Origin of the sequence: Lysobacter gummosus (assembly GCF_001442805.1) — a bacterium.
GTDB lineage: Bacteria > Pseudomonadota > Gammaproteobacteria > Xanthomonadales > Xanthomonadaceae > Lysobacter > Lysobacter gummosus.
In genome coordinates this window covers 6,005,675-6,028,763 of record NZ_CP011131.1, presented here as the reverse complement: position 1 = coordinate 6,028,763, position 23,089 = coordinate 6,005,675, and the positions used below count along the sequence as shown (strand labels likewise).

The window sequence follows — 23,089 nt, the reverse complement described above, 5'->3', positions numbered from 1 at the left end:
CGATTCCGCCGCCAACTGACCCTGTATCCATGTCATCGCACCGCCTAGGCTGTGCCTTCCAGAATCCGTCATCGCCATGAACGCCGCGACCTCCGCTCCCGCTTCCGCCACCGCCTCCAACGCCCGCCGCGCCGGCATGGCGATGGCCGCGGCCGGCGCGATCCTGTTTTCGGCCAAGGCCATCCTGGCCAAGCTGCAATACCGCTATGGCGTGGATTCGCTGCAGGTGCTGGCCCTGCGCATGGCGTTTTCGCTGCCGTTGTTCGCCGCGCTGGGCATCCGCGAGACCCATCGCGCCCGCGCCCGCAAGGCGCTGCCGTCGCGGCGCGATCTGGGCTGGATCGTGATCCTCGGCGTGCTGGGTTATTACCTGTCGAGCCTGCTGGACTTCTGGGGCCTGGAGTACGTGCCGGTGTCGCTGGAGCGGCTGATCCTGTTCCTCAATCCGACCATCGTGCTGCTGATCGGCTTGTTCGCGTTCAAGCGCAAGGTCGCGGGGAAAGAGTGGATCGCGCTGGCGGTCAGCTACGCCGGCGTGGTGCTGGTGATGGTCGAGAACCTGCGCGTGCAGGGCGATCACGTCCTGTTCGGCAGCGCATTGGTGCTGGGCGCGGCGATCAGCTACGCGCTGTACCTGGCGATGTCGGGCGAGTTGATCAAACGCCTGGGCACGATGCAGCTGGTCGCCTACGCGATGATCGTTTCCACCATCGCGGTGATGACCCATTACCTGATCGCGCGCGACCCGGCCGCGCTGTTCGGCCTGCCCTGGCAGGTGTACGCGCTGGCCGCGGCCAACGCGGTGTTCTGCACGTTCCTGCCGGTCACCTTCACCATGGCCGCGGTGGCGCGCCTGGGCGCCGGCACCGCCGCGCAGTTCTCGGTGATCGGGCCGGTGTCGCTGGTGTTCCTGGGCGCCTGGGTGCTCGGGGAAAAGATCACCCTCATTCAATTGATCGGCACCGCGGTGGTGCTGGGCGGGGTGGTGTTGCTGAGCCGTCCGGGCGCGAACTCGGTGCCGCTGCCGTCGTCTTCGAAATAGCCGGCGACAAAAAAGGCAGACGCCTGCGGGCGTCTGCCTCGGATCCCCCTGGATCGGTGCGGCTCAGTCGGTAGCGAGCAGCGGCTGGAAGTGGGCTTCCTGGAACACGCCGCTGGTGCGGCACAGGCTGCTTTGCAGGGTGGACAGGTCGCCCTGGCGGCGCAGCAGATCGCCGTAGGTGCGCGGCGTGGCGGCGACGATCGGATCGGCCATGGTGAAGGTGGTCGGTGCCGCCAGCGTGCCGTTGCCGAGCAGGAACTTCGACAGCACCGCCTGCGCGCCGGACGCGCGCGGCGCCACGTGCAGGAAGCTGGTGGTCAGGGTTTCGCGGCCGTGGCAGGCGTCGCAGGTGTTGACCGAAAACTTGTTGCGGGCGTTGTTGTTGGCGATGCCCGGGGCGCGCCACGCCTGCTGCGGGCTGGGATTGAGCACCGATCCGGTCAGGAACGGCGTGCCCAGATAGCTCAGCGGCACGCTGTAGGTTCCGGCCAGGATCTGCGCCTGGTTGGTGTTGATGTAATTGGCCAGCAGCGCGGTGTTGTTATGGGTGTGGTGCGGGGTCTGCTTGGCCGGCACGATCGACAACTGGGTGTTGCCGCGCAGGATGTTGAACTCGCGCAGTTCCCACGGGTTCTGCAGGAACTCGTTGGTGCGGATCTGGTTGATCGCGCTGCGGTTGGGCTTGTTCGGCGCGGCGTTGGCGTTGGTGAACTGGTCGGTGATGGCCTGCAGCGAAGCGTTGTAGGTCGGCGAGCCCAGCACCAGGGTGCCGAGGTTGCCCCATTGCTGGGCGTAGCTGCGCACCGCCGGGCAGGTGCTGATCGGCACCCCGTATTCCAGGATCACGGTGAAGCGGTGCACGGTGCAGGTGCCGGTGCTGTTGCGGCGGATCACGCCGAACACGAAGCGGCCTTCGCCGGCGCTGCCGCCGCCGTAGGCGGTGTTGGTGCGCAGATCGACGCGGTTGACGATCGCCAGCAGGCGCATCGGCGAACGGGTCAGGTCGAGCTTGCCGGTGGACAGGCGCGGCCAGGTGTTGAGCACCTGGCTGATCACCGCCGAGCGCGCCGGCACCGGGAAGGTGTTGATGGTGGTCGAGGTGCCCCAGGTGCGCATCCAGTTCTCGACGAAGTCGGACGGGTCCACGCCAGTGAGCGGCTGGTTGGCCATGTTGGTCATGAGCCGGTTGAAGGTCCACGCGCCGTTCGGGTTGCCGGTGTTGGTGCAGGCGTCGAAGGTGCGGGTCGGGTCTTCGACCACCAGCGGATCGGTGACCATCAGCGAGCGCTCCGGGCGCACCGCCAGCGACGGCCACGGCAGCACCACGCCGGGAATGCGGATGGCGACGCGCGAGGCGATCTGCTCGCGCAGCTTGGTCGGCTCCAGGAACTGCACGGCCTCCTCGCCGAGGAACTCGCGGCCGTCGAACAGCGGCACCGTCGCCTTTTGCTCGGCCAGTTTCTGCCGCTGTTCCTGTTCCTTGACGAAGCCGTCGAAGTCGAACCCGATCGTGGCCGCGTACAGCTGCGGGTTCTGCTCGTCGCGCTTGAGCAGCACCGGCTTGTCGCCGACGTTGAAGGTGAGCTCGGCCGGCAGGTCCTGGCCCTTGGCGTAGGTCAGCTGCAGCAGGGCGTTGGCGTCGGGGTCCTGGCCGGTGGCGGTGATGTGGATGTCTTCGACCACCGGCGGGATCCGCTCGAAGTCGGACGGCTCTTCGGCGGCGGCGCGCACGGTGGCGCTGTCGGCGGTGGCGGGGAACAGCAGATAGGCGGCGCCGACACTGAGGACAGCGCTGATGCCGAGGGAAAGCGAACGCAGGGTGGACATGGTCGGGCTCCTCCGATGAGCAGACCGCGGTGGCGTAGCGCCAGGCGCGTAGCTAACCGACGACGCTAGAGCCCGCGCGCGGCAGCCGCCAGCGCCAGTACGGGATCAAACCGGGACGATTTCTCAAAGACGGCGGCGATTGGCGGCGCTCTTGCGATGGGCGTCGCAGATGGTGCGTGCAGGCCGGCGCAAGTCGGTTTCGCCGCGATCGCGGGCGGTGTCGAGCACGGCGCGAATGCCGCGTTGCGGGCGGGTGCCGGCGTGTTTCAGCCGTGCATCAATCCGCCCGGCGCGGTGCGTCCGGCGATGACTTGAGCCGACGACGAAACGGACCGGTGTGCGCGCCGCGGCCGGATCAAAGCGGCCGCCATTGCCCCGGTTGCAGATCGCCCAGCCGGTACGGCCCGACCGCCGCGCGCACCAGGCGCAGGGTCGGCAATCCCACTGCGGCGGTCATGCGCCGGACCTGACGGTTGCGGCCTTCGCCGATGGTGATCGCCAGCCAGGCGTCGGGCACGGTCTTGCGAAAGCGCACCGGCGGGTCGCGCGGCCACAGCGCCGGCGGGTCGATGCGCTCGGCCTGCGCGGGCAGGGTGGGGCCGTCGTTGAGCTCGACGCCGCGACGCAGTGCCTGCAACTGGTCTTCCCGCGGTTCGCCTTCGACCTGCACCCAATAGGTCTTGGGCTGCTTGTGCTTCGGATCGGTGAGCCGATGGGCGAGGTCGCCGTCGTCGGTCAGCAGCAACAGGCCTTCGCTGTCGTGATCCAGGCGGCCGGCGGCGTAGACGTTCTTCGGCAGACCGAAGCCGGCCAGGGTCGGCTTGGGCGGCACGCTGCGATCGGTGAACTGCGACAGCACGCCGTAGGGCTTGTTCAAGGCGATCAGCATGTGCGCTCGGCAGCGGGCTCCGGATGCGGGTGAAGCGGGGCCGGCGGAACGTGTCGCGACCCAGGTGCGAAGGCCTCGGTGATTCGCACGCGGCGCAGGCCGCCGCGGCAATCACGAAGCGCCGGGCGGGCCCGGCGCTTCGCGGCATTCATCGCATCAGCGCGGCTTGCGGAAGCGCAGGGTCATGCGGTCGCTTTCGCCGATGGCCTGGTACTTGGCGTCGTCGGCCGCGTCGTGCTTGTTGACCGGCGGCAAGGTCCACACCCCGTTCGGGTAGTCCTTGGTGTCGCGCGGGTTGGCGTTGATCTCGCTCTTGCCGTCGAGCCTGAAGCCGGCCGCTTCCGCCAGCGCGATCACTTGCGCGGTGCCCACATAGCCGGACTTGTCGTCGGCCGGCACATCGGTCTTGGCGCGATGCTCGACCACGCCGAGCACGCCGCCGGGCTTGAGCACTTCATAGAAGCCCTTGAACATCACCTCGGCCTGGCCGGCCGAACGCCAGTTGTGCACGTTGCGGAAGGTCAGCACCAGGTCGGCCGAGTCGGCCGTGCCGAAGGCCGGCTTGTACGCGTCGTAGGCGGCGATGGCGACCTTGCCGTACTGCGCCGGCGAGGCGGCGAACTTCTGTTCCAGCGAGGTCTTGGCCTTGGCGTAGTACTTGCGCGAGCCATCCTGGGTCTGGGTGTCGGGATCGACCACCGCGGCGACGTAGCGGCCCTTGTCGGCCAGATACGGGGCGAGGATTTCCGAGTACCAGCCGCCGCCCGGGGTGATTTCGACCACGGTCTGGTCCGGACGCAGGCCGAAGAAGGTCAGCGTTTCCAGCGGATGGCGGTAGCCGTCGCGGGCGACGTTCTTCGGGTCGCGCCAGCTGCCGGCGATGACGGTCTTGAGTGCGCTGGAACCGGCGGCTTCGCGCGCGGCGGGCGCGGATTTCTTCGAGCTCTTGGCGGTCTTGGCTGCGGGCTTGGCGGCTTCGGCGGCCGGCTTGGCGGCGTCGGCGGGCTCGGTTTTTTCCTGTGCGTACGCAGTCACGGCCAGGCTGGGCAGCAGCGCGGCGAGCAGCAGTCGGGCAAGACGTTGTCGTTCCATGCAACGAACTCCGGAGGTATTCGGGGAGGCCGTCAGCCTACCGCAAGCGTTCAGCTTGGGGGATGCCGCGGCTGTGCCGGTCGCGGTGCATTCAGCGCCGCTTACGCCGCGGCTTGGCGGCGGCGGGCGCATCGGGCAGGCCGCAGGCGCCGTCGTCGGTGCTGGCGACCTCGCGCGTGGCCAGATCCGATTCCATCTGGTCGATGTAGGCGCGCGCCTGCTGGTGCAGCCAGGTGCGGAACGATTCCAGTCCGCCGTGATCGACCGAGCGCTGCGGATAAACCAGGTAATGGCCCCAGTCGATCTTCAGCCGGCCCTGGCTCAGCGGCACCAGCTGGCCGCTGCGGATCAGCAGGCGGGTGCGCGCCAACCGGCCGAGCGCCACGCCCAGGCCTTCGACCGCGGCGCGGTGCATGGTCTCGGAATCGTCGAAGTGGGCGACGAAGCGGGTCGGGCGCTTGCCGCCGCCGTAGCGGTCGAACCAGTCCTGCCAATACGTGGACAGATCGCCGAGCAGGGGCCAGCGGTGCAGGTCGTCCTGCGCCGGCAACCCGCCCATGCGCTCGACCAGGGCGGGGCTGGCGACCGGCACCAGGGTCTCGTCGAACAAGTGCTCGATCACCAGCCCGGGCCAGCGGCCGTAGCCGCCGCGCATGGCCGCGTCGATGCCGGGCTCGCGATCGAAATCCACCAGCGCCGCGCTGGAGAACAGGTTGAGTTCCAGCTGCGGATACAGGGCGACGAAGCTGCCCAGCCGCGGCACCAGCCAGGACGAGGCCATCGAGGCCATCAGGCTCAGGGTCAGCACGTCGTCGCGGCGCGGGCTGTACGGGCGCAGGGCGTGGTCGAGCGCGTCCAGGTGCGGGGCGACCACCGACAGCAGGCGCTCGCCGTCGGCGGTCAGGGTGACTCCGCGCGGCCCGCGTTCGAACAAACGCCGGCCCAGGCGTTCTTCCAGGGTGCGGATCTGGTGGCTGAGCGCGCTGACGGTCAGGTGCATCTGCTCGGCGGCGCGGGTCAGGTTGCTGGTGCGCGCGGCGGTGGCGAAGCCCAGCAGGGCGTGCAGCGGCGGTCGGTTCATCGCGAAAGGTCCAAGACGGCGGCTACCGGGACGGAGTCGGATCGACAGCAGTGTTTAACCTGATTCAACCCTGGCTTGCAAACGGGTCGCTTTTTTGCCGAATCTGGCGAGCGTAACTTGCGAATCACTCAATAGGCCAGCCCCGCCCCTCTGCGCGGCCCGGCCCGATTCGCAAGGAGATGAGGCCATGAATATCTACAAGAATCTGATGTTCCTGCACGGCCATTTCGCTGATCCGCGCGATGCCGACGACGAAACCGCCGCGCCCGTCGCGGCGCGGACCCCGGTGCAGGTTCCGGCGCGGGTTGCGGCCGGCGCCGTTTCCAGCCGTGCTCAAGGCTCGCGTGCCCGCGCCAGCGGTTGGCGCACCTGGCTGCAGCTGTGGCCGCGCGAGACGGCGAAGGTCGAGGTGGATTGCGATGCGCGTGGGTGTGCTTGAGGGTTCGGCGTTGGTGTGATCCCTTCAGGCCGTCATTCCCGCGAAGGCGGGCTTCGCTTTACTTCGGCGGAGCCGAACATCCAGAGTCTTCAGCGTCATCCTTCCAGGCCGTCATTCCCGCGAACGCGGGAATCCAGTGACTTCAAGCGTTCTCGCACGAAAGGCCCTGGATTTCCGCGTTCGTGGGAATGACGAGCGAAAAAGCGAAGCATTCCGGACTCGACTCACGCCAACTCGCGCCCGCCGTAAGCCCAACAGCCACCCTTCAAGGCAACCGCCGCTGCGACGGATACGGCGCCACATCGTTGCGCTGCCCGCTCGCCAGCCCCGCCTGGACCTGCTGCCACCACTGCATGCGGAAGATGTCGCCGTGCGCGTGCATCAACGCGCCCAGCAGCGGCGGCGACAAACCCAGGAAACGCGGGAACTGCTCCGGAAACACGTCGTTGCCGTGGGCGTAGAACCACGCGCCCGATTCCATCTCTTCCTCGTGATTGCGCGGCGCCGGCACCGCGCGGAAGCGACAGTCGGTGACCAGACACAGTTCGTCGTAGTCGTAGAAGATCGCGCGCCCGTGCCGCGACACGCCGAAGTTCTTCAACAGCAAATCGCCCGGAAAAATATTGCTCAGCGCCAGATCGCGGATCGCCTGACCGTAATCGATCACCGCCGCGCGCGCCGCTTCGGCCGGTTGCTCGCGCACATACAGATTCAACGGCCGCAGGCGCCGCTCGACATAACACAGGTGCAGCACCAGATCGTCGCCGTCCTGACTGATGCTGCCCGCGCAGGTGCTCAGCAACTCATCGAGCAGGTCCGGCTCGAAACGCGAGCGCGGAAAACGCAGGAACCGGAACGGCTGCGCATCCACCAGCCGGCCGACGCGATCGTGATGGAACACCAGCGAATACTTGGCCTCGACCTCCTCGCGCGCGACTTCCTTCGGATAAGCGAAGCGATCGCGGATGATCTTGAACACCAGCGGGTAGCTGGGCAGCGTGAACACCGCCATGACCATGCCGCGTTCGCCGTCGGCGCGCACCAGACGCTCGCCGGGCTGGGCGGCGAACTGGCGGAAGAAGGTGCGGTAACGCTCGGTCTTGCCCTGCTTGGCGCGGCCGAGCACGGTGTAGAGCTCGTCGATCGGCTTGCCCGGCAGCAGCGTGCGCAGGAACACCACCGCATCGCCGACCGTGCCCAGGTCGGCGTGGAAATAACTGCGCGAGTAGCTGAACAACTGCACGACTTCGCTGCGCAAGGTCAGCACCGCATCGACCTTGAGCGCGCCGTCCTCGTTGACCAGGGCGATCACGCACGGCGAGAACGCGCGTTCGCCGAACACGCGGCCGATCAGATACGCGCGCTGCTCGCGATAGAACACGGTGTTGAGCAATTCCACCGCGCGCACCGGATGCGGCCCCCAATGCTGCAAGTCCTCCTGCAGCCGCACCGCGATTCCCGCCGCGCAGCGGGTGCGATGCGCGTAGGGCACCGCGAACGGATAATCGTCGAGCACCCGCATGAAGGTTTCGACCAGTCGCTCTTCCGACACCGCATAGCTGTGGCGCGCGACCGGATGAGTGATCGCGTCGGTGGGCTCGATGTCGAGCGCGACGAACTCCATCGCCGGATCGACGCCGCGGGTCTTGAAGAAACGCCGGGTAAGCGTGTTGAAGAACGTCTTGTACAGCTCGCCGTCGAGCAAGGGCGCGACCGCCTGCGCATAGGCGGTGTGCACCTGCGACCAGAACCCGCGATCGCGCGCCTGCTCGCCCAGCCGCGTTTCCAGCGCATCGCTGGCCTCGGCGATGCAGCGGTCGTACAGCTCGATGCGTTCGACCGCGTCGTCGCGCGCGCCGTTCCAGTCGCAGCGCTCGAAGCGGCCTTGCGCGCGGCGGGTAATCGCGGCGAAGCGCGCGTGGTAGTCGGCGAAGGCGTCGCGGATCTGGCCGGCGACGGCAACGGCTTGCGCGAGGGCGGCGGAGTCGGCGGACATGGCCGCAGTGTACGGCGGCGGCGCGGGGCGTCCAGCGGGTTCGCCGGTCGCGTGGTGGCGATGCGTCAAAACGATGCCGCGCGCGCGACTATCGCGTTACCATCCGGCCGAAGGTGCAAGGACGCAACCCGCGCCGACAGGAACGGCCCGATGGGGAACGTCCGGCCGGCATGGCCGGATCGCATCGCCGAAGCCAGTCGTCGCGCGTGTCCTTGCGCTCGCAGCCGGGGCCTGTGTCCCGCGTCAGTCCAGACCAGAGCCCTCGCATGCTGCAGAAGATCATCATCGGCATTCTGGCCGCGGCCGTGATCTCGGTCTGTTCGATCTGGGGCTACACGGTCTGGCAACGGACCCAGGCGCCGCCGCCCGTGGCCGTTGCGGCCTCGCCCAAGCCGGCCGAGGCCGCCAAGGCGGACACCGCGATCGCCCCGGTCGCCGCGCCGCTGCCGTTCGAACAAGCCGACGGCACCCACTTCACCTACAACTACCTGCCACCGCGCGATCCCGATCTGCTGGCGATGTACGACATGGCGCGCAAGATCGACGTGCTGCGGCAACTGCCCGAGATCGACCAGCTCGACGGCTGGCTGATGCTGCCGCGTCCGATCAACTACGTCGCCGCGCAATGCGACACGGTCAACATCTTCTACGCCCGCGATAAGGGCGACATCGTCCTGTGCTACGAAATGCTGGAGCTGCTGGTGCGCCAGGGCCTGACGATCGCCCAGGCCAACGGCGGCAGCGCCCGCGACCAGCTCGATTACCTGCTGGCGAACCTGCGCTTCCTGCTGCTGCACGAAACCGGCCACGCCCTGGTCGATCTTCTCGACCTGCCCGCGACCGGCCGCGAGGAAGACGCGGTGGACCAGTTGGCGACCACGCTGATGCTGTCGTTCGTCAGCACCGACGAATCGCGGGGCGACATCGCGCGCAAGCTGCAGCTGGCGTCGAATTTCTTCCTGATCACCGACGACGGCCAGCACGACATGGCCCGTTACGCCGACGAGCATTCGGTCGGCGCGCAGCGTTTCTTCAACCTGCAGTGCATGGTCTACGGCAGCGACCCGGACAAGTATCCGAGCATCGTCGCCAGCGGCCGCCTGCCTGCGGCGCGCGCGCAGCGCTGCGCGGAAGAAAGCCGGCGGATCACCCGCAACTGGATGCGCCTGATCGGGCCGCACATCGCGCCCAGGCACCGCTTGAGCGCGCAGGAAGAGCAGGCCAGGATCGAGGAGATCGAGCGCAAGCAGGCGCAGAACCGCAATGCGGCCGATGCGCGCTGAACGATGCTGCGCCGAACCGCATCGGTGACGTAAGCTTCGCGGCGCCTCGGTCTGCATCCGGACGCCGCGGCCCGGACATTGGAGTAGAGAATGAACTATCGGTCGATCGTATTCGCGGCAGCGGCGCTTGTGCTCGCCGCGTGTTCCCAGCCGGCGCCACCGTCCGCCGAGGACGCCAGAGCCACCTTCCTGCGCGCCTGCGAGCGCCGCCTGCAAAACCGGACGAACCTGAGCGCGCAGCAGATCGCGTCGTTCTGCCCGTGCTTCGCCAATGCGGCTTCGGCCAAGCACGATATGAACCGTCTCAATGCCGAAATGGAGTCCGGCAGTAACGATGTTTTCAAATCGACCTTGCAGGCCGAATTCGATCAGTGCAAACGCACCATGTGACCGGAGCGGTGTCGATCGGGTCGTGACGGCACCGCATCGCCGCAAAAAAAAAGGGCGCCGAAGCGCCCTTTGTTTTGCCTCGATCGTCCAGCGCCCGGTTACAGGTGCTTGATGATCTCGTCGGCGAACTCCGAGCACTTGACCTCGGTCGCGCCGTCCATCAGGCGGGCGAAATCGTAGGTCACACGCTTGCTGGCGATGGCCTTGTCCATCGCTGCGATGATCGCATCGGCCGCTTCGGTCCAGCCCAGGTAACGCAGCATCATCTCGCCCGACAGGATCACCGAACCCGGATTGACCTTGTCCAGATCGGCGTACTTCGGCGCGGTGCCGTGGGTCGCCTCGAACACGGCGTGGCCGGTCACGTAGTTGATGTTCGCGCCCGGCGCGATGCCGATGCCGCCGACTTGCGCGGCGAGCGCGTCGGACAGGTAGTCGCCGTTGAGGTTCAAGGTCGCCGAGACGTCGTATTCCTTCGGACGCAGCAGGATCTGCTGCAGGAAGGCGTCGGCGATGGCGTCCTTGATGATCAGGCCCGCGCCCGGCTTGCCTTCCGGAATCACGTGCCACGGACCGCCATCGAGCTCGACCGCGCCGAAGTAGTCGCGCGCCACCTGGTAGCCCCAGTCACGGAAGCCACCTTCGGTGTACTTCATGATGTTGCCCTTGTGGACCAGGGTCACCGACTTGCGCTTGTTCTCGATCGCGTAGGCGATCGCGCTGTGGACGAGGCGCTCGGTGCCCAGGCGGCTGACCGGCTTGATGCCGATGCCGACTTCGACCGGCAGCTCGCGCGCCGGCGCGCCGACGGCTTCCATTTCCTTCAGCCACGCCGCGTTCTTTTCCGCGGTGCCGAAGCGGATCTTGTCGAAGGCCTGCGGGAATTCCTTCTGCAGGAAGTCCAGCACCTTCTGCGAGTCGGCGCTGCCGCCGGCCCATTCGATGCCGGCGTAGATGTCCTCGGTATTCTCGCGGAAGATCACCATGTCCACGTCGCCCGGCTTCTTGACCGGCGAGGGCACGCCCTCGAACCAGCGCACCGGGCGCAGGCACACGTACAGGTCCAGCATCTGGCGCAGCGCCACGTTGAGCGAGCGGATGCCGCCGCCGACCGGCGTGGTCAGCGGGCCCTTGATGCTGACCAGGTAATCGCGGCACGCCTGGACGGTGCCGTCCGGCAGCCAGGTGCCGTAGGTGTTGTTGGCTTTCTCGCCGGCATAGACCTCGAGCCACTCGATCTTCTTGCTGCCGCCGTAGGCCTTGGCGACCGCGGCGTCGAGCACGCGCACCGAAGCGCGCCAGATGTCCGGGCCGGTGCCGTCGCCTTCGATGAACGGGATGATCGGGCGATCCGGCACATTCAGGCCGGTCGGGGTCTTGGTGATCTTGGCGCCGCCTGCGGGCGGCGTCGCTACGAACTCGGTCATTACGATCTCCAGTGGGGCCTCCGTGCGCGGGCGCACGGGGCGGAGCAGGGTCCTTGCGGGACGCGATGGCGCTGCGACCCGGCCCGCCATTGTCGCGGTTCGGGCGGGGCGAGGCAAAGACCCAGGTGGTATGAGGCTTGGCGGTGCTGTGGAATGATGCATTCCGCGCCAAATGCCATCTGGCCGAATCTGGACAAGTGCGTTGGAGAGGAGCCACCCGTGGCAGGTCGGAACGCGAAGATTGCCGTGGATATGAGGAACTGGTCGGATGAAAGCCGTCGCTCGATGGCGGCGGAATTCGCCGGACCGGTTTATGTCGATCAGGCCTTGAGCTGCCGTCGCTGCGATCGCGAATTCGTGTTCAGCGCCCAGCGGCAGAAGGAAATTTTCGAGGTGCGCAAGGCCTACATTTGGCAGCGCCCCGTGCTGTGTCCGCAATGCTGGCCGCTGCGTTTGCAGTGGGTGACGGAACTGAAAAGCCTGCGCGCGCGTTGGAGCTCGCAACGAGCCGTGATGAAGCGCGATGTCGAGGCACTGTGGCGCTGGCGCCGGGTGTTGGATGAGCTGACGGCCTGTGGGCTGCGTCGCGATAAGGCTCAGATCGCGATGCTCGATAAACTGTTGATCCGCGCCGCGGCCGATAGCGACGATTCCGGCCTTACGAAATCATCAGTATGATCACGGCACCGGTTTTGCCGATCGGCATTGCGATCATCGTCTTCGGTGCCAATTCGATTTTGACCGGACGGGCGATGTTCGATTGGAGTTTTGACGGAGGCGACAACGATTCGTCCGAGGGTGAGGAAGTGTTCGGATGGAAAGCGGTATTAGTCGGTGCGCTGACAATCGCCTTAGGGGTTGTCCTGATCGTGCATCTGATTCTGTAGAGCGCCGGCGGCGGCGATTATCAAGGCATCGGCGGCTTCGCCACGCAGCGCGTACCAGACCTGCGGCGTCAACGGTTCCATCCCATGCGCCACCCGCGCCTTGTCGCACTGCGGACTCGCCGTTCCGTCTTCCCACGCCGGTTTGAGCGCATGGCACGGCGACGGCCGCAGCGCGTAGACGCCGCAGTGCGCGTCCACGCCGATGTCGCCGCGCAGTTGTTCGCAGCGCACGGCCGTGCCGCCGTAGGTGCCGCGCATGACCACGCGATGCGGGTCGAGGGTTTCGGTCAGCGCGCTCGGCGTGATGCCGCCTTCGCAGGCGTCGGTTTCGCTCCAGTGAAAGGCGACGCGGAAGTGGGCGCAGCAGGCGCCGCAGCTCAGGCAGGGATGGATCGCAGGCGACATGGCGTCGGAGCCGGGCGAAGTGAGCGGGTGGAAAAACGGCGTGCTGGGTCGTTGCGGCGTAACGGGCGAATGATCTCACCCGTTAGCGGCGGGCCGGCAAGCGGCCGCGTAGTGGATTCGTGTCCGCGGCCGGCTCAGGCGCCGTGGCACTTCTTGTACTTCTTGCCGCTGCCGCAAGGACACGGCTCGTTGCGATCGGGCGTTTCGGCGCGGCGCAGCGGTTCGCGCGGGGTCAGCGCCTCGATGCGGTGGTGGTGCAGGTCGGCCAGCATCCCGGGCAGGCTGGCGACGATTTCCAGGCGCTCGCGGTAGCTGATCGGCGTGGCCGGCGCGGTCGGGTCTTCGGCCAGCACTTCGCCGCTGGCGAGGCGGTCGAACAGGCCGAAGATTTCGTCGATCCAGTCGTTGTCGTCCAGCCACTTGTCCCAGGCCGCCTCGTTCAACTCCACGCCGCGGAAGAAGCCGAAGGCCCAGTCGCGGCCGACGTCGAGTTCGTCCGGCTGTTCGTCGTCGGGTTCTTCCGGCAGCCACAGCAGCGGGGCGAGGTGGTCGGGCAGGTCGTCGTCGCTGTAGCGCACGCGCGCGCTAACCATGTTCCAGTGGCCCAGCAGCAGCGCCTGCACCTGCGCGGCTTCGGCCTCGTCGTTCCAGCGCGGCTCCTTGCCGCCCCAGACCGGCGGCTGCCATTGCTCGGGCGCGGGCTGCTGCGGGCCGACCGCCAGGGCCGACAGGTAGCCGTCCAGCGCTTCCAGGTTGAAGCCCTTGTACGGCACGGCGCGTTGGTCGAGCAGGTCGGCCAGGCGTTCGATCTGGTCGTCGTCGAGGTAGGCGGGCGCTTTCATGGCAGGACTCGGGCAACGGGTGGGGACGCGCATGGTAGTCGCAGCGGCGTGTCTGCGCTGAAAATACCGTCATGAGCACCCGAACCGATCCGCCCGCCGCCTGCCCCTGCGACCCGTCGCGTCGTTATGCCGCCTGTTGCGGGCGGCTGCATGGCGGGGCGGCGGCCGAGTCGGCCGAGGCCCTGATGCGCTCGCGCTACAGCGCCTACGTCCTGGGCGATGCGGACTATCTGCGGGCCAGCTGGCATCCGGATACGTGTCCGGCGCAGCTGGATTTCGACCCGGCGGTGCGTTGGCTGGGGTTGCAGGTGAAGCGGCACCGGCCCGAGGGCGATGCCGCGGTGGTCGAGTTCGTCGCGCGCTACCGCGTCGGCGGAGGTTCGGCGGTGCGTTTGCACGAGGTCAGCCGGTTCGCGCGGGTCGAGGGGCGGTGGTTGTATGTGGACGGGGAGTTTCCGTCGGCGAAGTGAGGCGCGAACGGTGGCCCCCTTTGGAAAAGGGGGCGGGCGCCCGGCGCTGGTTTCGTTTCGCGGAGTAAAGCGGAGCGCGGGGGATTTGCTTTGCGACGCGGTGAGGAGCAAAAGCTAAATCCCCCCTGCCCCCCTTTTCCAAAGGGGGGGAACTGCCTTGGGGGTTCGGGATGTGCTTGGGTGTTGAGCGGCGTTCCGGGCCCAAAACGCAGACAAAAAAAGGGCGCGGCATGTAGCCGCGCCCTGGGCTTGCCCGCCCATAGTGGCGGAGAGAGCCTTACTTCTTGACGTCGAATTCCTTCGTCTGGACGACGTTGCCGTCCTGAGTGATTTCGACCTTGTACTTGCCTTCCGGGAAACCCTTCGGGCTGTTGATCTGGAACGCGGTGACGCCGCCGTTGGTGGCCTGCACGTCGGCCACCGGCTCTTCGTGAACGGTCTGGCCGTCCTGGAAGGTCCACTTGGCGCCGAGCTTGGTCGGTACGGTCGCGGCCGGATCGGAGGTGCTGGTGGAGATCGAGGCGTAGATCGTGTCCTTCGGCTTGAACGAGGTGGCGGCCGCGGTGACCTTCTTGTCGGCGCCGATCGCGCTGCCCAGGTCCACACTGGCGACGCTTGCGGTGGCGGCGGGCGCCGGAGCGGGCTCGGCCGGTGCGGGCGCCGGAGCCGGGGTTTCAGCGGCGGGCGGCGGCGTGGGAGCCGGCTCTTCCTTCTTCTTGCAGCCGGCCAGCGCCAGCGCGGCGACCAGGGCGGCGGCGACGGCGTAATGCGTGCGATTGCGGATCAGCATGGTGGATCTCCTGAAAAGACGAAGTAGGTGATGTTGAAACGCACGCGCGATCAGTCGCTGGCGGCGGGAATCTTGAGAACCTGGCCGGGCTGGATCTTGTCGGGGTCGTCGAGCTGGTCGCGATTGGCTTCGAAGATCGCGTTCCACTTGCTGGACTTGCCGTAGAACTGCTTGGCGATATGCGAAAGCGTGTCGCCCTTCTCGACCGTGTAGGTCTGCTCGCCACCGCCGGTAATTTCGTCGGTCGAGCTCACGCCGCCTTGCACGTCGCTGAAATCGGCTTTCTGTTTGATCTCGTCAGTGCTCGACGCTCCGCCTTGCACATCGGAAAAATCGGCTTTCTTGTCCGGGGTAGTCATGGGTTGAGGGCTCCTGCCGAAGTGGCGGAAAGGAACATGACATGGCGCTTGTTAAAAAGACATAGCGCCCGCGTGAACTTTCATGACGAAACTGAATGAGCGAATTCCGCGACCCGCTGCCTGGCACAAGCCGTGTGTAGGGCCTGTGCGAGGGCGATTACTGCCGTTCGTCGCGGCCCGCCGGCGGCGGCGCCAGGCCGTGACTGCCGCGCCACGGATTGATGTCCAGACCGCCGCGCCGGGTGTAGCGCGCTTGAACCGACAGCCATTGCGGCTGGGCGTGTGTTTGCAGGTCGGAATGGATGCGTTCGACGCATTGTTCGTGGAATTCGGCGTGATCGCGGAACGAGATGAGATAGCGCAGCAGCGCGGCGCGATCCAGGCGCGGGCCGCGGTAGGCGACGATCACGCGGGCCCAGTCGGGCTGGCCGGTGACCGGGCAATTGGATTTGAGCAGGGCGCTGGTCAAGGTTTCTTCCACGATCGCGCCGGGGTCGGCCCGCAGGTGGCCGGCGTTGGGCGGGCCGTAGTCGTCGATCGCCACGTCGAGCTCGTCGATCGATTCGGCGCCGTCGTCATTTCCGATGGACGGCAGGCCGAAAGCGACCTCGACCGGGGCGCCGGCGGCCGCGGACAGGTCGGCGGCGATGGTCGCGCGCACGATGTCCTCGCCGTCGAAGCGGGTCGAGTTGAACGAGTTGAGGTAGAGCTTGAGCGACTTGGATTCGATCAAGTGCGGCGAGCCGGCCGGCACCGTCACCGTCGCGGTGGCCACGCGCGGCTTGCCGCGGGCGTCGAGCCAGCTCAGTTCGTAGGCGTTCCAGCGGTCGAAACCGGTGAACGGCAGGGCGTCGTCGCTCAGGCCGATGTGGGCGCGGCCGAGCGAGCGGGCGATCGGGAACAGCAGCGAGGCGTCGTACTCGCGCGGGTAATCGACGTGGCGGCCGAGAGGGAGGTCATGCGTGGTCATGGGGCGATTTTAGCTGCTTCGGGTTGGGGGATCGGCAAGAGCAAATCCCCCGCGCTCCGATCTAAACCCAGCCGACCCGGCTCCGCCGGGCGCTCGCCCCCTTTTTCAAAGGGGGCAAAGATTCGTGTCCGCCGGCGATTTCCCCGCCGCTGTCGAACAGTTCCCCCCTTTGAAAAAGGGGGGCTAGGAGGGATTTGCTTTTGCGTTCCGATCGCAGCGTGTCACCGCCAAGAGCAAATCCCCCGCGCTCCAATCTAAGTCCAGCTGACCCGGTTTCGCCGGGCGCTCGCCCCCTTTTCCAAAGGGGGCAAAGATTCGTGTCCGCCGGCGATTTCCCCGCCGCTGTCGAACAGTTCCCCCCTTTGAAAAAGGGGGGCTAGGGGGGATTTGCTTTTGCGTTCCGATCGCAGCGTGTCACCGCCAAGAGCAAATCCCCCGCGCTCCAATCTAAGTCCAGCCGACCCGGTTTCGCCGGGCGCTCGTCCCCTTTTCCAAAGGGGGCAAAGGTTCGTGTCCGCCGGCGTTCCAGGGCGTTAGGGCAGCTGCCTCTCAACCCGCCTTGGCCCCATTCAAATAATCCAAAGTCACCTGCAGCATCGCCCGCAACCCCACATCCAGCGAGCTCTCATCGAGCTTGAACTTGGGCGAATGATTGCTGGGCGCCGTGGACGGATCCACGCCCGGCTCGGTCGCGCCGACGAAGAAGAACATCGCCGGGACTTCCTTGGCGTAGTAGGAGAAATCCTCCGCGCCCATCACCAGCGGCATCTCGATCACGTTCTTGTCGCCGGCCACGGCCTTGAGGCTGGGCAGCATGCGCGCGGTCAGCGCCGGGTCGTTGTAGGTGACCGGATTGCCGTCCTGATCGGGCACCTGGCTTTCGGCGTGGGCGCCGTGGGCCAGGCTGACGTGCTCGGCGACGTTCTTGAGATCTTTGAAGATCGCCTGGCGCATGCCTTCGTCGAAAGTGCGGATGGTGCCGACCATCTCCACTTCGTCGGGAATGATGTTGTAGCGGATGCCGCCCTTGATCGCGCCGAAGGTCACCACCGCCGGCAGCTTGGCGATGTTGGTGCGGCGGCTGACGATGGTCTGCGCGCTGCCGATCACGTCGGCCGCGGCGACGATCGGGTCCACGCCGGCCCACGGCGCCGAGCCGTGGGTCTGGCGGCCCTTGATCTTGATGCTGAAACGGTCCGACGCCGCCATCAGCGGCCCCTGGCGCACGCCGAGCTGGCCGGCCGGCAAGGTCGAGAACACGTGCAGGCCGAACATGGCCTCGGGCTTGTAGTCCTTGAACAGACCGTCCTTGAGCATCAGCGAGGCGCCGCCTTCCTCGTTGGCCGGCGCACCTTCCTCGGCCGGCTGGAACACCAGCATCACCTGGCCCGGCAGGTCTTTCTTCATCGCCACCAGCGCATCGGCGATGCCGAGCAGGATGCTGGTGTGGGCGTCGTGGCCGCAGGCGTGCATGACGCCGACGGTTTCGCCGCGGAAGGTCGCGGTGGCCTTGGATGCGAACGGCAGATCGACCTGCTCGGTCACCGGCAGCGCGTCCATGTCGGCGCGCAGGGCGATCTTCGGGCCGGGCTTGCCGCCTTCGATGATCGCGACCACACCGTGGCGGGCGATACCGGTGCGCGGCTTCAGGCCGAGCTTGCGCAGGTGCTCGACGACCTTGGCCGAGGTGCGCTCCTCGCGGTTGGACAGCTCCGGATGCTCGTGGAAGTCGCGGCGCCAGGTGACCACGTCGGCCTTGACCTTGGCGGCGGCCGAAGCGACCTCGGGCCGTTCGCCCGATTGCGCGGCGGCGGCCAGCGGCAGGGCGGCGAGGACGCTGAAACTCAGGGCGCAACGCAACGCGACGGACAGCGGACGCTTCATCGACGGGACTCCGGGCGGGAAAGGTCCGATGCTAGCCGATGGCGGCGGGTGGGGATGCGCGACGTTGGTCGGCTTTGCGGGGCGACGGGCTTGGATTCGGGCCTTACCTCGCCAAGTGCGAGGTCTGGACAAATCCTCGCGTCACTGGCCATCCCGTCATTCCCGCGTTCGCGGGAATGACAGTAGAAATGTTCGCGGACGGTGGAAGGAACACGCGCGGACGGGGACCGCGAAAGCAATCGCAGAAGCCGCCATGAGACGACGCGAAACGGATACTGGCCCTCGCTCCACCGACCTACAACTCAACCAACCCCGCCACCGGCCGCAATGCCGACCCGAATCCGATCGCGGCATAGACCTGCTCGGTATAGGCCTGACGCCGGGTCGGCCGCCCCAATCGCCAGCGCAGCTGCAAGACCGCCACCGGCACCCAGATCAGCGCATCGACCAGCGCGATCGCCCACAGGCAGTCGCCGAGCAGCCACGACCACGATCGACCCGACGGCAAGACCGCGTCCAATCCGATGATCGCCGCGAGGGCCGCCACCGACAGCCCCACGGTCCAGTACAGCGCCTCGCCCAGCATGCGCGGGGTGTAGCCGACCGGCGCGAGGTCCAGGACCATCCAACGGAAGATGCTGTGGCAAACGTAGCGGCGACCGTTCTCGCGGTTATCCAGCGCCAGGACCACGCCGTCGTCCGCTCTCCCATCGTCGTCAGACCGTTGCGCGGCATAGCGCTGCGCGATCACGTCCACGCGGTCGCTTTCGCTCAGCGGCGATGGCGCGTATTGGTCCTGCGACATCGGTGCGTAGAAAGCCAGACGCAGGCGATCGAGGCGGAAGCGGTAGACCGCGAATTGGGTCAGCACGCCATGGCCGGGGCGGCGGATGGACTCGATCGCGCGTTCCAGTTCGCGCACTTGCCCGCTCAACCGCAGTGGCGCGGATGCGACGGTGGCGGGCGGCGAATTCGCATCGCCCGCGGTGTCGTTCGCGATGTGTGTGGCGCGTCCTGGCGCGATTTCATCCATGCCTCAAGGCCCGTGCAGGTAATCCAGCGCGACCTGCAGCATGGTCTGGGTGCCGACGTCCAGCGCGCCTTCGTCGAGCATGAAGTTCGGCGAATGGTTGATCGGCGCCTTCGCCGCGTCGCTTCCCTTCGCGGTCGAGCCGACGAAGAAATAGAAGCCCGGCACGGTGTTGGCGAACTGCGAGAAGTCCTCGGCCACCGTCACCAGTCCGGATTCGGCGACGTTGCTCTCGCCGGCCGCGCGCTGCAGCGAGGGCAGCACGCGCCGGGTCAGCGCCGGGTCGTTGACGGTGGCCGGCGCGTTATTGACCACCTGCAATTCGGCGGTGGCGCCGGCCGCGTGCGCGTAGTCGTCGGCGGTGCGGCGCAGGCGCGCGATCACGTCCTCGCGCACGCCGGCGTCGAAGGTGCGCAGGGTGCCGACCAGCCTGGCTTCGTCGGGAATGATGTTGAAACGCACGCCGCTGTTGAACTGGCCGGCGGTCAGCACCACCGGCGTCGCGGCGATATTGACCTGGCGCGCGATCAGGCTCTGGCTGGCGAGCAGGATCTGCGCGCCGACGGTGATCGGATCCACGCCGTCCCACGGCCGCGAGCCGTGCGTCTGCTTGCCGCGCACGGTCAGGCTCCATTCGTCGGCGCTGGCCAGCATCGGCCCGCTGCGATACCCGACCTGGCCCACGTTCAAGCCGGCCCATACGTGCAGGCCGAACACGGCTTCGGGTTTGAAATCCTTGAACACACCCTCGTCGAGCATCAGCTTGGCGCCGAACGGCTCGCCCGCCGTCGGCGGACCTTCCTCGGCCGGCTGGAACACGAACATCACCTCGCCCGGCAGTTGATCCTTCTGCGCCGCCAGCGCCGTCGCCACCCCGAGCAGGATCGCCACGTGGGCGTCGTGGCCGCAGGCGTGCATGACGCCGACCGGCTGGCCGCGATAGTCGGCGGTGACCTTGGACGCGAATGCCAGCCCGGCCGGTTCGGTCACCGGCAGCGCGTCCATGTCGGCGCGGATGGCGATCTTCGGCCCCGGCTTGCCGCCCTTGAGCACCGCGGTCACGCCGGTGTGGGCGATGCCGGCGCGCGGCTGCAGGCCGAGTTTGCGCAACTGATCGGCGATCAGCTTGGCGGTGCGCACTTCGTGCTGGCCGAGTTCGGGATGCTGGTGGATGTCGCGGCGCCAGGCCACGACCTGCGGCTGCACCTGTTGCGCGGCCTGGGCGATGCGGGCCGGATCGGCGGCTTGCGCCGACGCGGCCGCGGGCAACGCGGCGGCCAGGCACAGGGCCGACACCGACAGCGGCAGACGATCGAACCGGGGCATCGCGGACTCCGTGCAGTGAACAAGGCAGTCGATGCTAAGACGTATCGGCGTGGGGCGATATCTCCAGGCGGCATGAGTGCATGCAGCACACGGTTGCGCATCCAACTGAACTTCGATCCCGGCGCGCCCAGTCACCGCTGTTGCTGTTCCCCCCTTTGAAAAAAGGGGGGCAGGGGGGATTTGCTTTTGCTTCACCGAAAGCAAAAGCAAATCCCCCGCGCTATTCGCATCGGTTCGACTTCGTGGTGGCGCCGGGCGCCGCCCCCTTTTTTAAAGGGGGCGATCTGACGCGCTTGTTCTTAATTTTTGGCTGAGCAAAAAACAACGGGCCGGAGCGCAAGCGCCCCGGCCCGTCGAGCGGCGATCAGCGTCCGATCAACGCCATGCCCACTGCGGTGTAGCGATCGCCGGCGACAGCTTCCGGAGCGAACAGCGTGTCCAGCTGCGCCAGTTCCGCGGCCGACAGCGACACCGTCAGCGCGCCGACGTTGTCTTCCAGATACTTGCGCCGCTTGGTGCCCGGAATCGGCACCAGATGCTCGCCCTGCGCCAGCACCCAGGCCAGCGCCAGCTGCGCCGGCGTGCAGCCCTTGTCGGCGGCGATGCGCTTGACCTGCTCGGCCAGCGCCAGGTTCTTCGCGAAGTTGTCGCCCTGGAATCGCGGCGTGGTCAGACGGAAATCGTCGCTCTGCAGTTCGCTGGCGCTGGTGATGTTGCCGGTGAGGAAGCCGCGGCCCAGCGGGCTGTAGGGAACGAAGCCGATCCCCAGGCGCTCGCAGACTTCGAATACGCCGTTGTGTTCCGGATCGCGCGTCCACAGCGAATACTCGCTCTGCACCGCAGTGATCGGATGCACGGCGTGCGCGCGCTCCAGGGTCTGCGCCGACGGCTCGGACAGGCCGAGGTAACGCACCTTGCCCTGGCGCACCAGTTCGGCCATCGCGCCGACGGTCTCTTCGATCGGCACCGAGGCGTCCACGCGGTGCTGGTAGTACAGATCGATGTGGTCGGTGCCCAGGCGCTTCAGACTGCCTTCGATCGAACTGCGCACGTACTCGGGACGGCCGTTGACGCCGCGCGCGCCCGGGTTGGCCGGATCGAACACGATGCCGAACTTGGTCGCGAGGAACACCTGCTCGCGACGGCCCTTGAGCGCGCGGCCCAACAGTTCCTCGTTGGTGTACGGGCCGTAGATGTCCGCGGTGTCGAGGAAGCTCACGCCCAGTTCCAGCGCGCGGTCCAGGGTCGCCAGCGATTCGGTTTCGTCCGCGGCGCCGTAGGCGAAGCTCATGCCCATGCAGCCCAGGCCCAGGGCGGAGACGGCGGGGCCGTTGCGGCCGAGACGGCGGGTCGGAAGCGTGCTCATGGTGGGTCTCCTGATCGGAAGGCAGTGCGCGGCCGTGGGGGAGGGGCCGCGGCGCCCGGTGGGGCGTGGTGTGAACTCTAGGCTCGCGCGATTGATTGAAAAACCGGCGTTGTCCGAATGGCTTATGAAGGTTTGCTTCATAATTGGGCCGACTGTCCTGGCTTCGGAGGCTTTAATGGCCGCTCATCCTCTGCCTGCTGTTTTGGCGTTCGCCCGCGTCGCCCATTTCGGCAGCTTCACCCGTGCCGCGGCCGAGCTGGAGGTCTCGCCGTCGGCGCTGTCGCAGACCGTCCGCGGCCTGGAGAGCAAGCTCGGCGTGCGCCTGCTCAACCGCACCACCCGTCAGGTCGGCCTGACCGAGCACGGGGCGCGCTTCCTCGATCAGATCGGCCCGGGGCTGGCGCAGATCGAGGCCGCGTTCGACGACCTCGACGCGGTTCGCCATCGTCCCACCGGCCGCCTGCGCATCAATGTCGGACGCACCGCGGCGAAGGTGCTGGTCGAGCCGCGGCTGCCGGAATTCCTCGCGCGCTATCCCGAGCTGGAGGTGGAGTTGTTCGCCGATGACACGCTGGCCGATCTGGTCGCCGGCGGCTTCGATGCCGGCATCCGGCTCGGCGAATGCCTGGCGCGCGACATGATCGCGTTGCCGGTCGGCGGCATGCAGCGGCAGGTGATCGTGGCCACGCCGGGGTATTTCGAGCATCGCGACAAGCCGCGCACGCCGCAGGAACTGGTCGGCCACGAATGCATCCGCCTGCGCCTGCCGGGCAGCCGGCGCCTGTATCCGTGGGAGTTCGGCCGCGACGGCCGCGATTTCGAAGTGGACGTGGAAGGGCGGCTGATCTTCAACGACGGCATGATGATCCTCAGCGCCGCGCGCGCGGGCCTGGGCATGGCGCAGTTGTTCGAGCCGATCGCGCGCGAGGATGTGCGCGCGGGGCGGCTGGTCGAGGTGCTGGGCGATTATCAGCCGCCGTTTCCGGGGTTCTACATCTATTACCCGGCGCGCAAGCAGTTGCCGACGAAGTTGCGGGTGTTCGTGGATTTCATGCGCGAGCAGATGTGAGGGAGACGAACGCCCCGCCCCCGCGAAACAGTTCCCCCCTTTGAAAAAGGGGGGCTAGGGGGGGATTTGCTTTTGCCCGCGACTGGCAGCGAACTTCGGCGGGGGTTTTTTAAAGCAAAAGCGAATCCCCCCTGCCCCCCTTTTTCAAAGGGGGGAACAGCAACAGCAACAGCAACGGCAACAACAACATCGCCGACTGCGATCCTCGTCGCCTTTGCCGCACCT

General features: G+C 67.2%; 24 protein-coding genes. 9 read left to right on the top strand and 15 right to left on the bottom strand.

Features of this window, described 5'->3' with window-relative positions; translation table 11 throughout:
- The first annotated feature begins 76 nt into the window (after positions 1-76).
- Positions 77-1,042: a DMT family transporter gene (locus tag LG3211_RS24475; protein WP_057945134.1), complete on the top strand. Its 966-nt coding sequence runs from the start codon at positions 77-79 to the stop codon at positions 1,040-1,042.
- Positions 1,043-1,105: 63 nt separating this feature from the next.
- Here the strand turns inward: LG3211_RS24475 and LG3211_RS24470 are convergent, their stop codons facing one another.
- The 4 genes from LG3211_RS24470 to LG3211_RS24455 all read right to left on the bottom strand — a co-directional run bounded on the left by LG3211_RS24470 (position 1,106) and on the right by LG3211_RS24455 (position 5,931).
- The gene (locus tag LG3211_RS24470; protein WP_057945133.1) at positions 1,106-2,869 is read right to left on the bottom strand and encodes a hypothetical protein; all 1,764 of its coding nucleotides are present in this window, start codon (positions 2,867-2,869) and stop codon (positions 1,106-1,108) included.
- A gap of 355 nt (positions 2,870-3,224) precedes the next feature.
- A complete protein-coding gene (locus LG3211_RS24465; protein ID WP_057945132.1) occupies positions 3,225-3,758 on the bottom strand; it encodes a pseudouridine synthase in 534 nt (177 codons plus the stop codon).
- Positions 3,759-3,914: 156 nt separating this feature from the next.
- The gene (locus LG3211_RS24460; RefSeq protein ID WP_237049804.1) at positions 3,915-4,850 is read right to left on the bottom strand and encodes a class I SAM-dependent methyltransferase; all 936 of its coding nucleotides are present in this window, start codon (positions 4,848-4,850) and stop codon (positions 3,915-3,917) included.
- 91 nt (positions 4,851-4,941) lie between these two features.
- A complete protein-coding gene (locus tag LG3211_RS24455; RefSeq protein ID WP_083512826.1) occupies positions 4,942-5,931 on the bottom strand; it encodes a LysR substrate-binding domain-containing protein in 990 nt (329 codons plus the stop codon).
- Between the two features lie 187 nt (positions 5,932-6,118).
- Here LG3211_RS24455 and LG3211_RS24450 point away from each other — a divergent pair, with 187 nt between their 5' ends.
- A complete protein-coding gene (locus LG3211_RS24450) occupies positions 6,119-6,370 on the top strand; it encodes a cupredoxin domain-containing protein (protein WP_057945131.1) in 252 nt (83 codons plus the stop codon).
- 265 nt (positions 6,371-6,635) lie between these two features.
- Here LG3211_RS24450 and aceK read toward each other — a convergent pair whose 3' ends face one another.
- Entirely contained in the window at positions 6,636-8,366 is a 1,731-nt protein-coding gene (aceK, locus tag LG3211_RS24445) for a bifunctional isocitrate dehydrogenase kinase/phosphatase (protein ID WP_057945718.1), read from the bottom strand.
- A 266-nt stretch (positions 8,367-8,632) separates the two neighbouring features.
- Here aceK and LG3211_RS24440 point away from each other — a divergent pair, with 266 nt between their 5' ends.
- Together LG3211_RS24440 and LG3211_RS24435 are read left to right on the top strand one after the other, a co-directional pair.
- Positions 8,633-9,649: a DUF4344 domain-containing metallopeptidase gene (locus tag LG3211_RS24440; protein ID WP_057945130.1), complete on the top strand. Its 1,017-nt coding sequence runs from the start codon at positions 8,633-8,635 to the stop codon at positions 9,647-9,649.
- A 90-nt stretch (positions 9,650-9,739) separates the two neighbouring features.
- Positions 9,740-10,039 carry a hypothetical protein gene (locus LG3211_RS24435; RefSeq protein ID WP_057945129.1) on the top strand — a complete coding sequence of 100 codons (300 nt, stop codon included), beginning with the start codon at positions 9,740-9,742 and terminating at the stop codon, positions 10,037-10,039.
- Between the two features lie 98 nt (positions 10,040-10,137).
- Here LG3211_RS24435 and icd read toward each other — a convergent pair whose 3' ends face one another.
- Positions 10,138-11,466 carry an isocitrate dehydrogenase (NADP(+)) gene (icd, locus tag LG3211_RS24430; protein ID WP_057945128.1) on the bottom strand — a complete coding sequence of 443 codons (1,329 nt, stop codon included), beginning with the start codon at positions 11,464-11,466 and terminating at the stop codon, positions 10,138-10,140.
- 219 nt (positions 11,467-11,685) lie between these two features.
- On the opposite strand from icd, the gene LG3211_RS24425 reads away from it, so the two are divergent.
- Both LG3211_RS24425 and LG3211_RS26180 read left to right on the top strand, forming a co-directional pair.
- Entirely contained in the window at positions 11,686-12,144 is a 459-nt protein-coding gene (locus LG3211_RS24425; protein ID WP_187313102.1) for a zinc-ribbon domain containing protein, read from the top strand.
- Positions 12,141-12,353, top strand: coding sequence for a hypothetical protein (locus LG3211_RS26180; RefSeq protein ID WP_148649152.1), 213 nt, complete (start codon positions 12,141-12,143; stop codon positions 12,351-12,353). Before LG3211_RS24425 ends, LG3211_RS26180 begins: the two co-directional genes overlap by 4 nt.
- Here the strand turns inward: LG3211_RS26180 and LG3211_RS24420 are convergent.
- Positions 12,318-12,758, bottom strand: coding sequence for a YkgJ family cysteine cluster protein (locus tag LG3211_RS24420; protein WP_083512823.1), 441 nt, complete (start codon positions 12,756-12,758; stop codon positions 12,318-12,320). The two genes, LG3211_RS26180 and LG3211_RS24420, sit on opposite strands and share 36 nt — an antisense overlap.
- 134 nt (positions 12,759-12,892) lie before the next feature.
- Positions 12,893-13,600 carry a UPF0149 family protein gene (locus LG3211_RS24415; protein ID WP_057945126.1) on the bottom strand — a complete coding sequence of 236 codons (708 nt, stop codon included), beginning with the start codon at positions 13,598-13,600 and terminating at the stop codon, positions 12,893-12,895.
- A gap of 71 nt (positions 13,601-13,671) precedes the next feature.
- Between LG3211_RS24415 and LG3211_RS24410 the strand changes: the two genes are divergently transcribed.
- A complete protein-coding gene (locus LG3211_RS24410) occupies positions 13,672-14,070 on the top strand; it encodes a YchJ family protein (protein WP_083512822.1) in 399 nt (132 codons plus the stop codon).
- Between the two features lie 277 nt (positions 14,071-14,347).
- Here the strand turns inward: LG3211_RS24410 and LG3211_RS26640 are convergent, their stop codons facing one another.
- From LG3211_RS26640 to LG3211_RS24380, 6 genes are all read right to left on the bottom strand, one after another.
- A complete protein-coding gene (locus tag LG3211_RS26640) occupies positions 14,348-14,860 on the bottom strand; it encodes a hypothetical protein (protein ID WP_057945124.1) in 513 nt (170 codons plus the stop codon).
- A 50-nt stretch (positions 14,861-14,910) separates the two neighbouring features.
- The gene (locus LG3211_RS24400; RefSeq protein ID WP_057945123.1) at positions 14,911-15,219 is read right to left on the bottom strand and encodes a LysM peptidoglycan-binding domain-containing protein; all 309 of its coding nucleotides are present in this window, start codon (positions 15,217-15,219) and stop codon (positions 14,911-14,913) included.
- A 157-nt stretch (positions 15,220-15,376) separates the two neighbouring features.
- The gene (gene queF, locus LG3211_RS24395) at positions 15,377-16,189 is read right to left on the bottom strand and encodes an NADPH-dependent 7-cyano-7-deazaguanine reductase QueF (RefSeq protein ID WP_057945122.1); all 813 of its coding nucleotides are present in this window, start codon (positions 16,187-16,189) and stop codon (positions 15,377-15,379) included.
- A gap of 549 nt (positions 16,190-16,738) precedes the next feature.
- Positions 16,739-18,073 (bottom strand): M20 family metallopeptidase, encoded by a 1,335-nt coding sequence (locus tag LG3211_RS24390; protein ID WP_057945121.1) that lies wholly within the window; start codon positions 18,071-18,073, stop codon positions 16,739-16,741.
- A 295-nt stretch (positions 18,074-18,368) separates the two neighbouring features.
- Entirely contained in the window at positions 18,369-19,106 is a 738-nt protein-coding gene (locus tag LG3211_RS24385; protein WP_057945120.1) for a hypothetical protein, read from the bottom strand.
- A 3-nt stretch (positions 19,107-19,109) separates the two neighbouring features.
- The gene (locus tag LG3211_RS24380) at positions 19,110-20,429 is read right to left on the bottom strand and encodes an amidohydrolase (protein WP_057945119.1); all 1,320 of its coding nucleotides are present in this window, start codon (positions 20,427-20,429) and stop codon (positions 19,110-19,112) included.
- An 80-nt stretch (positions 20,430-20,509) separates the two neighbouring features.
- Here LG3211_RS24380 and LG3211_RS26170 point away from each other — a divergent pair, with 80 nt between their 5' ends.
- The gene (locus LG3211_RS26170; protein WP_148649150.1) at positions 20,510-20,743 is read left to right on the top strand and encodes a hypothetical protein; all 234 of its coding nucleotides are present in this window, start codon (positions 20,510-20,512) and stop codon (positions 20,741-20,743) included.
- 50 nt (positions 20,744-20,793) lie between these two features.
- Here the strand turns inward: LG3211_RS26170 and LG3211_RS24375 are convergent, their stop codons facing one another.
- Positions 20,794-21,795, bottom strand: a complete 1,002-nt coding sequence (locus LG3211_RS24375; RefSeq protein WP_057945118.1) for an aldo/keto reductase — start codon at positions 21,793-21,795, stop codon at positions 20,794-20,796.
- Positions 21,796-21,970: 175 nt separating this feature from the next.
- Here LG3211_RS24375 and LG3211_RS24370 point away from each other — a divergent pair, with 175 nt between their 5' ends.
- The gene (locus tag LG3211_RS24370; RefSeq protein WP_057945117.1) at positions 21,971-22,864 is read left to right on the top strand and encodes a LysR family transcriptional regulator; all 894 of its coding nucleotides are present in this window, start codon (positions 21,971-21,973) and stop codon (positions 22,862-22,864) included.
- Positions 22,865-23,089: the final 225 nt, after the last annotated feature.

Bases quoted from the DNA above. Each gene is read 5' to 3' on its own strand.
- LG3211_RS24475 (WP_057945134.1), top strand. From the start codon at position 77: ATGAACGCCGCGACCTCCGCTCCCGCTTCCGCCACCGCCTCCAACGCC.
- LG3211_RS24470 (WP_057945133.1), bottom strand. From the start codon at position 2,869: ATGTCCACCCTGCGTTCGCTTTCCCTCGGCATCAGCGCTGTCCTCAGT.
- LG3211_RS24465 (WP_057945132.1), bottom strand. From the start codon at position 3,758: ATGCTGATCGCCTTGAACAAGCCCTACGGCGTGCTGTCGCAGTTCACC.
- LG3211_RS24460 (WP_237049804.1), bottom strand. From the start codon at position 4,850: ATGGAACGACAACGTCTTGCCCGACTGCTGCTCGCCGCGCTGCTGCCC.
- LG3211_RS24455 (WP_083512826.1), bottom strand. From the start codon at position 5,931: ATGAACCGACCGCCGCTGCACGCCCTGCTGGGCTTCGCCACCGCCGCG.
- LG3211_RS24450 (WP_057945131.1), top strand. From the start codon at position 6,119: ATGAATATCTACAAGAATCTGATGTTCCTGCACGGCCATTTCGCTGAT.
- aceK (WP_057945718.1), bottom strand. From the start codon at position 8,366: ATGTCCGCCGACTCCGCCGCCCTCGCGCAAGCCGTTGCCGTCGCCGGC.
- LG3211_RS24440 (WP_057945130.1), top strand. From the start codon at position 8,633: ATGCTGCAGAAGATCATCATCGGCATTCTGGCCGCGGCCGTGATCTCG.
- LG3211_RS24435 (WP_057945129.1), top strand. From the start codon at position 9,740: ATGAACTATCGGTCGATCGTATTCGCGGCAGCGGCGCTTGTGCTCGCC.
- icd (WP_057945128.1), bottom strand. From the start codon at position 11,466: ATGACCGAGTTCGTAGCGACGCCGCCCGCAGGCGGCGCCAAGATCACC.
- LG3211_RS26180 (WP_148649152.1), top strand. From the start codon at position 12,141: ATGATCACGGCACCGGTTTTGCCGATCGGCATTGCGATCATCGTCTTC.
- LG3211_RS24420 (WP_083512823.1), bottom strand. From the start codon at position 12,758: ATGTCGCCTGCGATCCATCCCTGCCTGAGCTGCGGCGCCTGCTGCGCC.
- LG3211_RS24415 (WP_057945126.1), bottom strand. From the start codon at position 13,600: ATGAAAGCGCCCGCCTACCTCGACGACGACCAGATCGAACGCCTGGCC.
- LG3211_RS24410 (WP_083512822.1), top strand. From the start codon at position 13,672: ATGAGCACCCGAACCGATCCGCCCGCCGCCTGCCCCTGCGACCCGTCG.
- LG3211_RS26640 (WP_057945124.1), bottom strand. From the start codon at position 14,860: ATGCTGATCCGCAATCGCACGCATTACGCCGTCGCCGCCGCCCTGGTC.
- LG3211_RS24400 (WP_057945123.1), bottom strand. From the start codon at position 15,219: ATGACTACCCCGGACAAGAAAGCCGATTTTTCCGATGTGCAAGGCGGA.
- queF (WP_057945122.1), bottom strand. From the start codon at position 16,189: ATGACCACGCATGACCTCCCTCTCGGCCGCCACGTCGATTACCCGCGC.
- LG3211_RS24390 (WP_057945121.1), bottom strand. From the start codon at position 18,073: ATGAAGCGTCCGCTGTCCGTCGCGTTGCGTTGCGCCCTGAGTTTCAGC.
- LG3211_RS24385 (WP_057945120.1), bottom strand. From the start codon at position 19,106: ATGGATGAAATCGCGCCAGGACGCGCCACACACATCGCGAACGACACC.
- LG3211_RS24380 (WP_057945119.1), bottom strand. From the start codon at position 20,429: ATGCCCCGGTTCGATCGTCTGCCGCTGTCGGTGTCGGCCCTGTGCCTG.
- LG3211_RS26170 (WP_148649150.1), top strand. From the start codon at position 20,510: ATGCAGCACACGGTTGCGCATCCAACTGAACTTCGATCCCGGCGCGCC.
- LG3211_RS24375 (WP_057945118.1), bottom strand. From the start codon at position 21,795: ATGAGCACGCTTCCGACCCGCCGTCTCGGCCGCAACGGCCCCGCCGTC.
- LG3211_RS24370 (WP_057945117.1), top strand. From the start codon at position 21,971: ATGGCCGCTCATCCTCTGCCTGCTGTTTTGGCGTTCGCCCGCGTCGCC.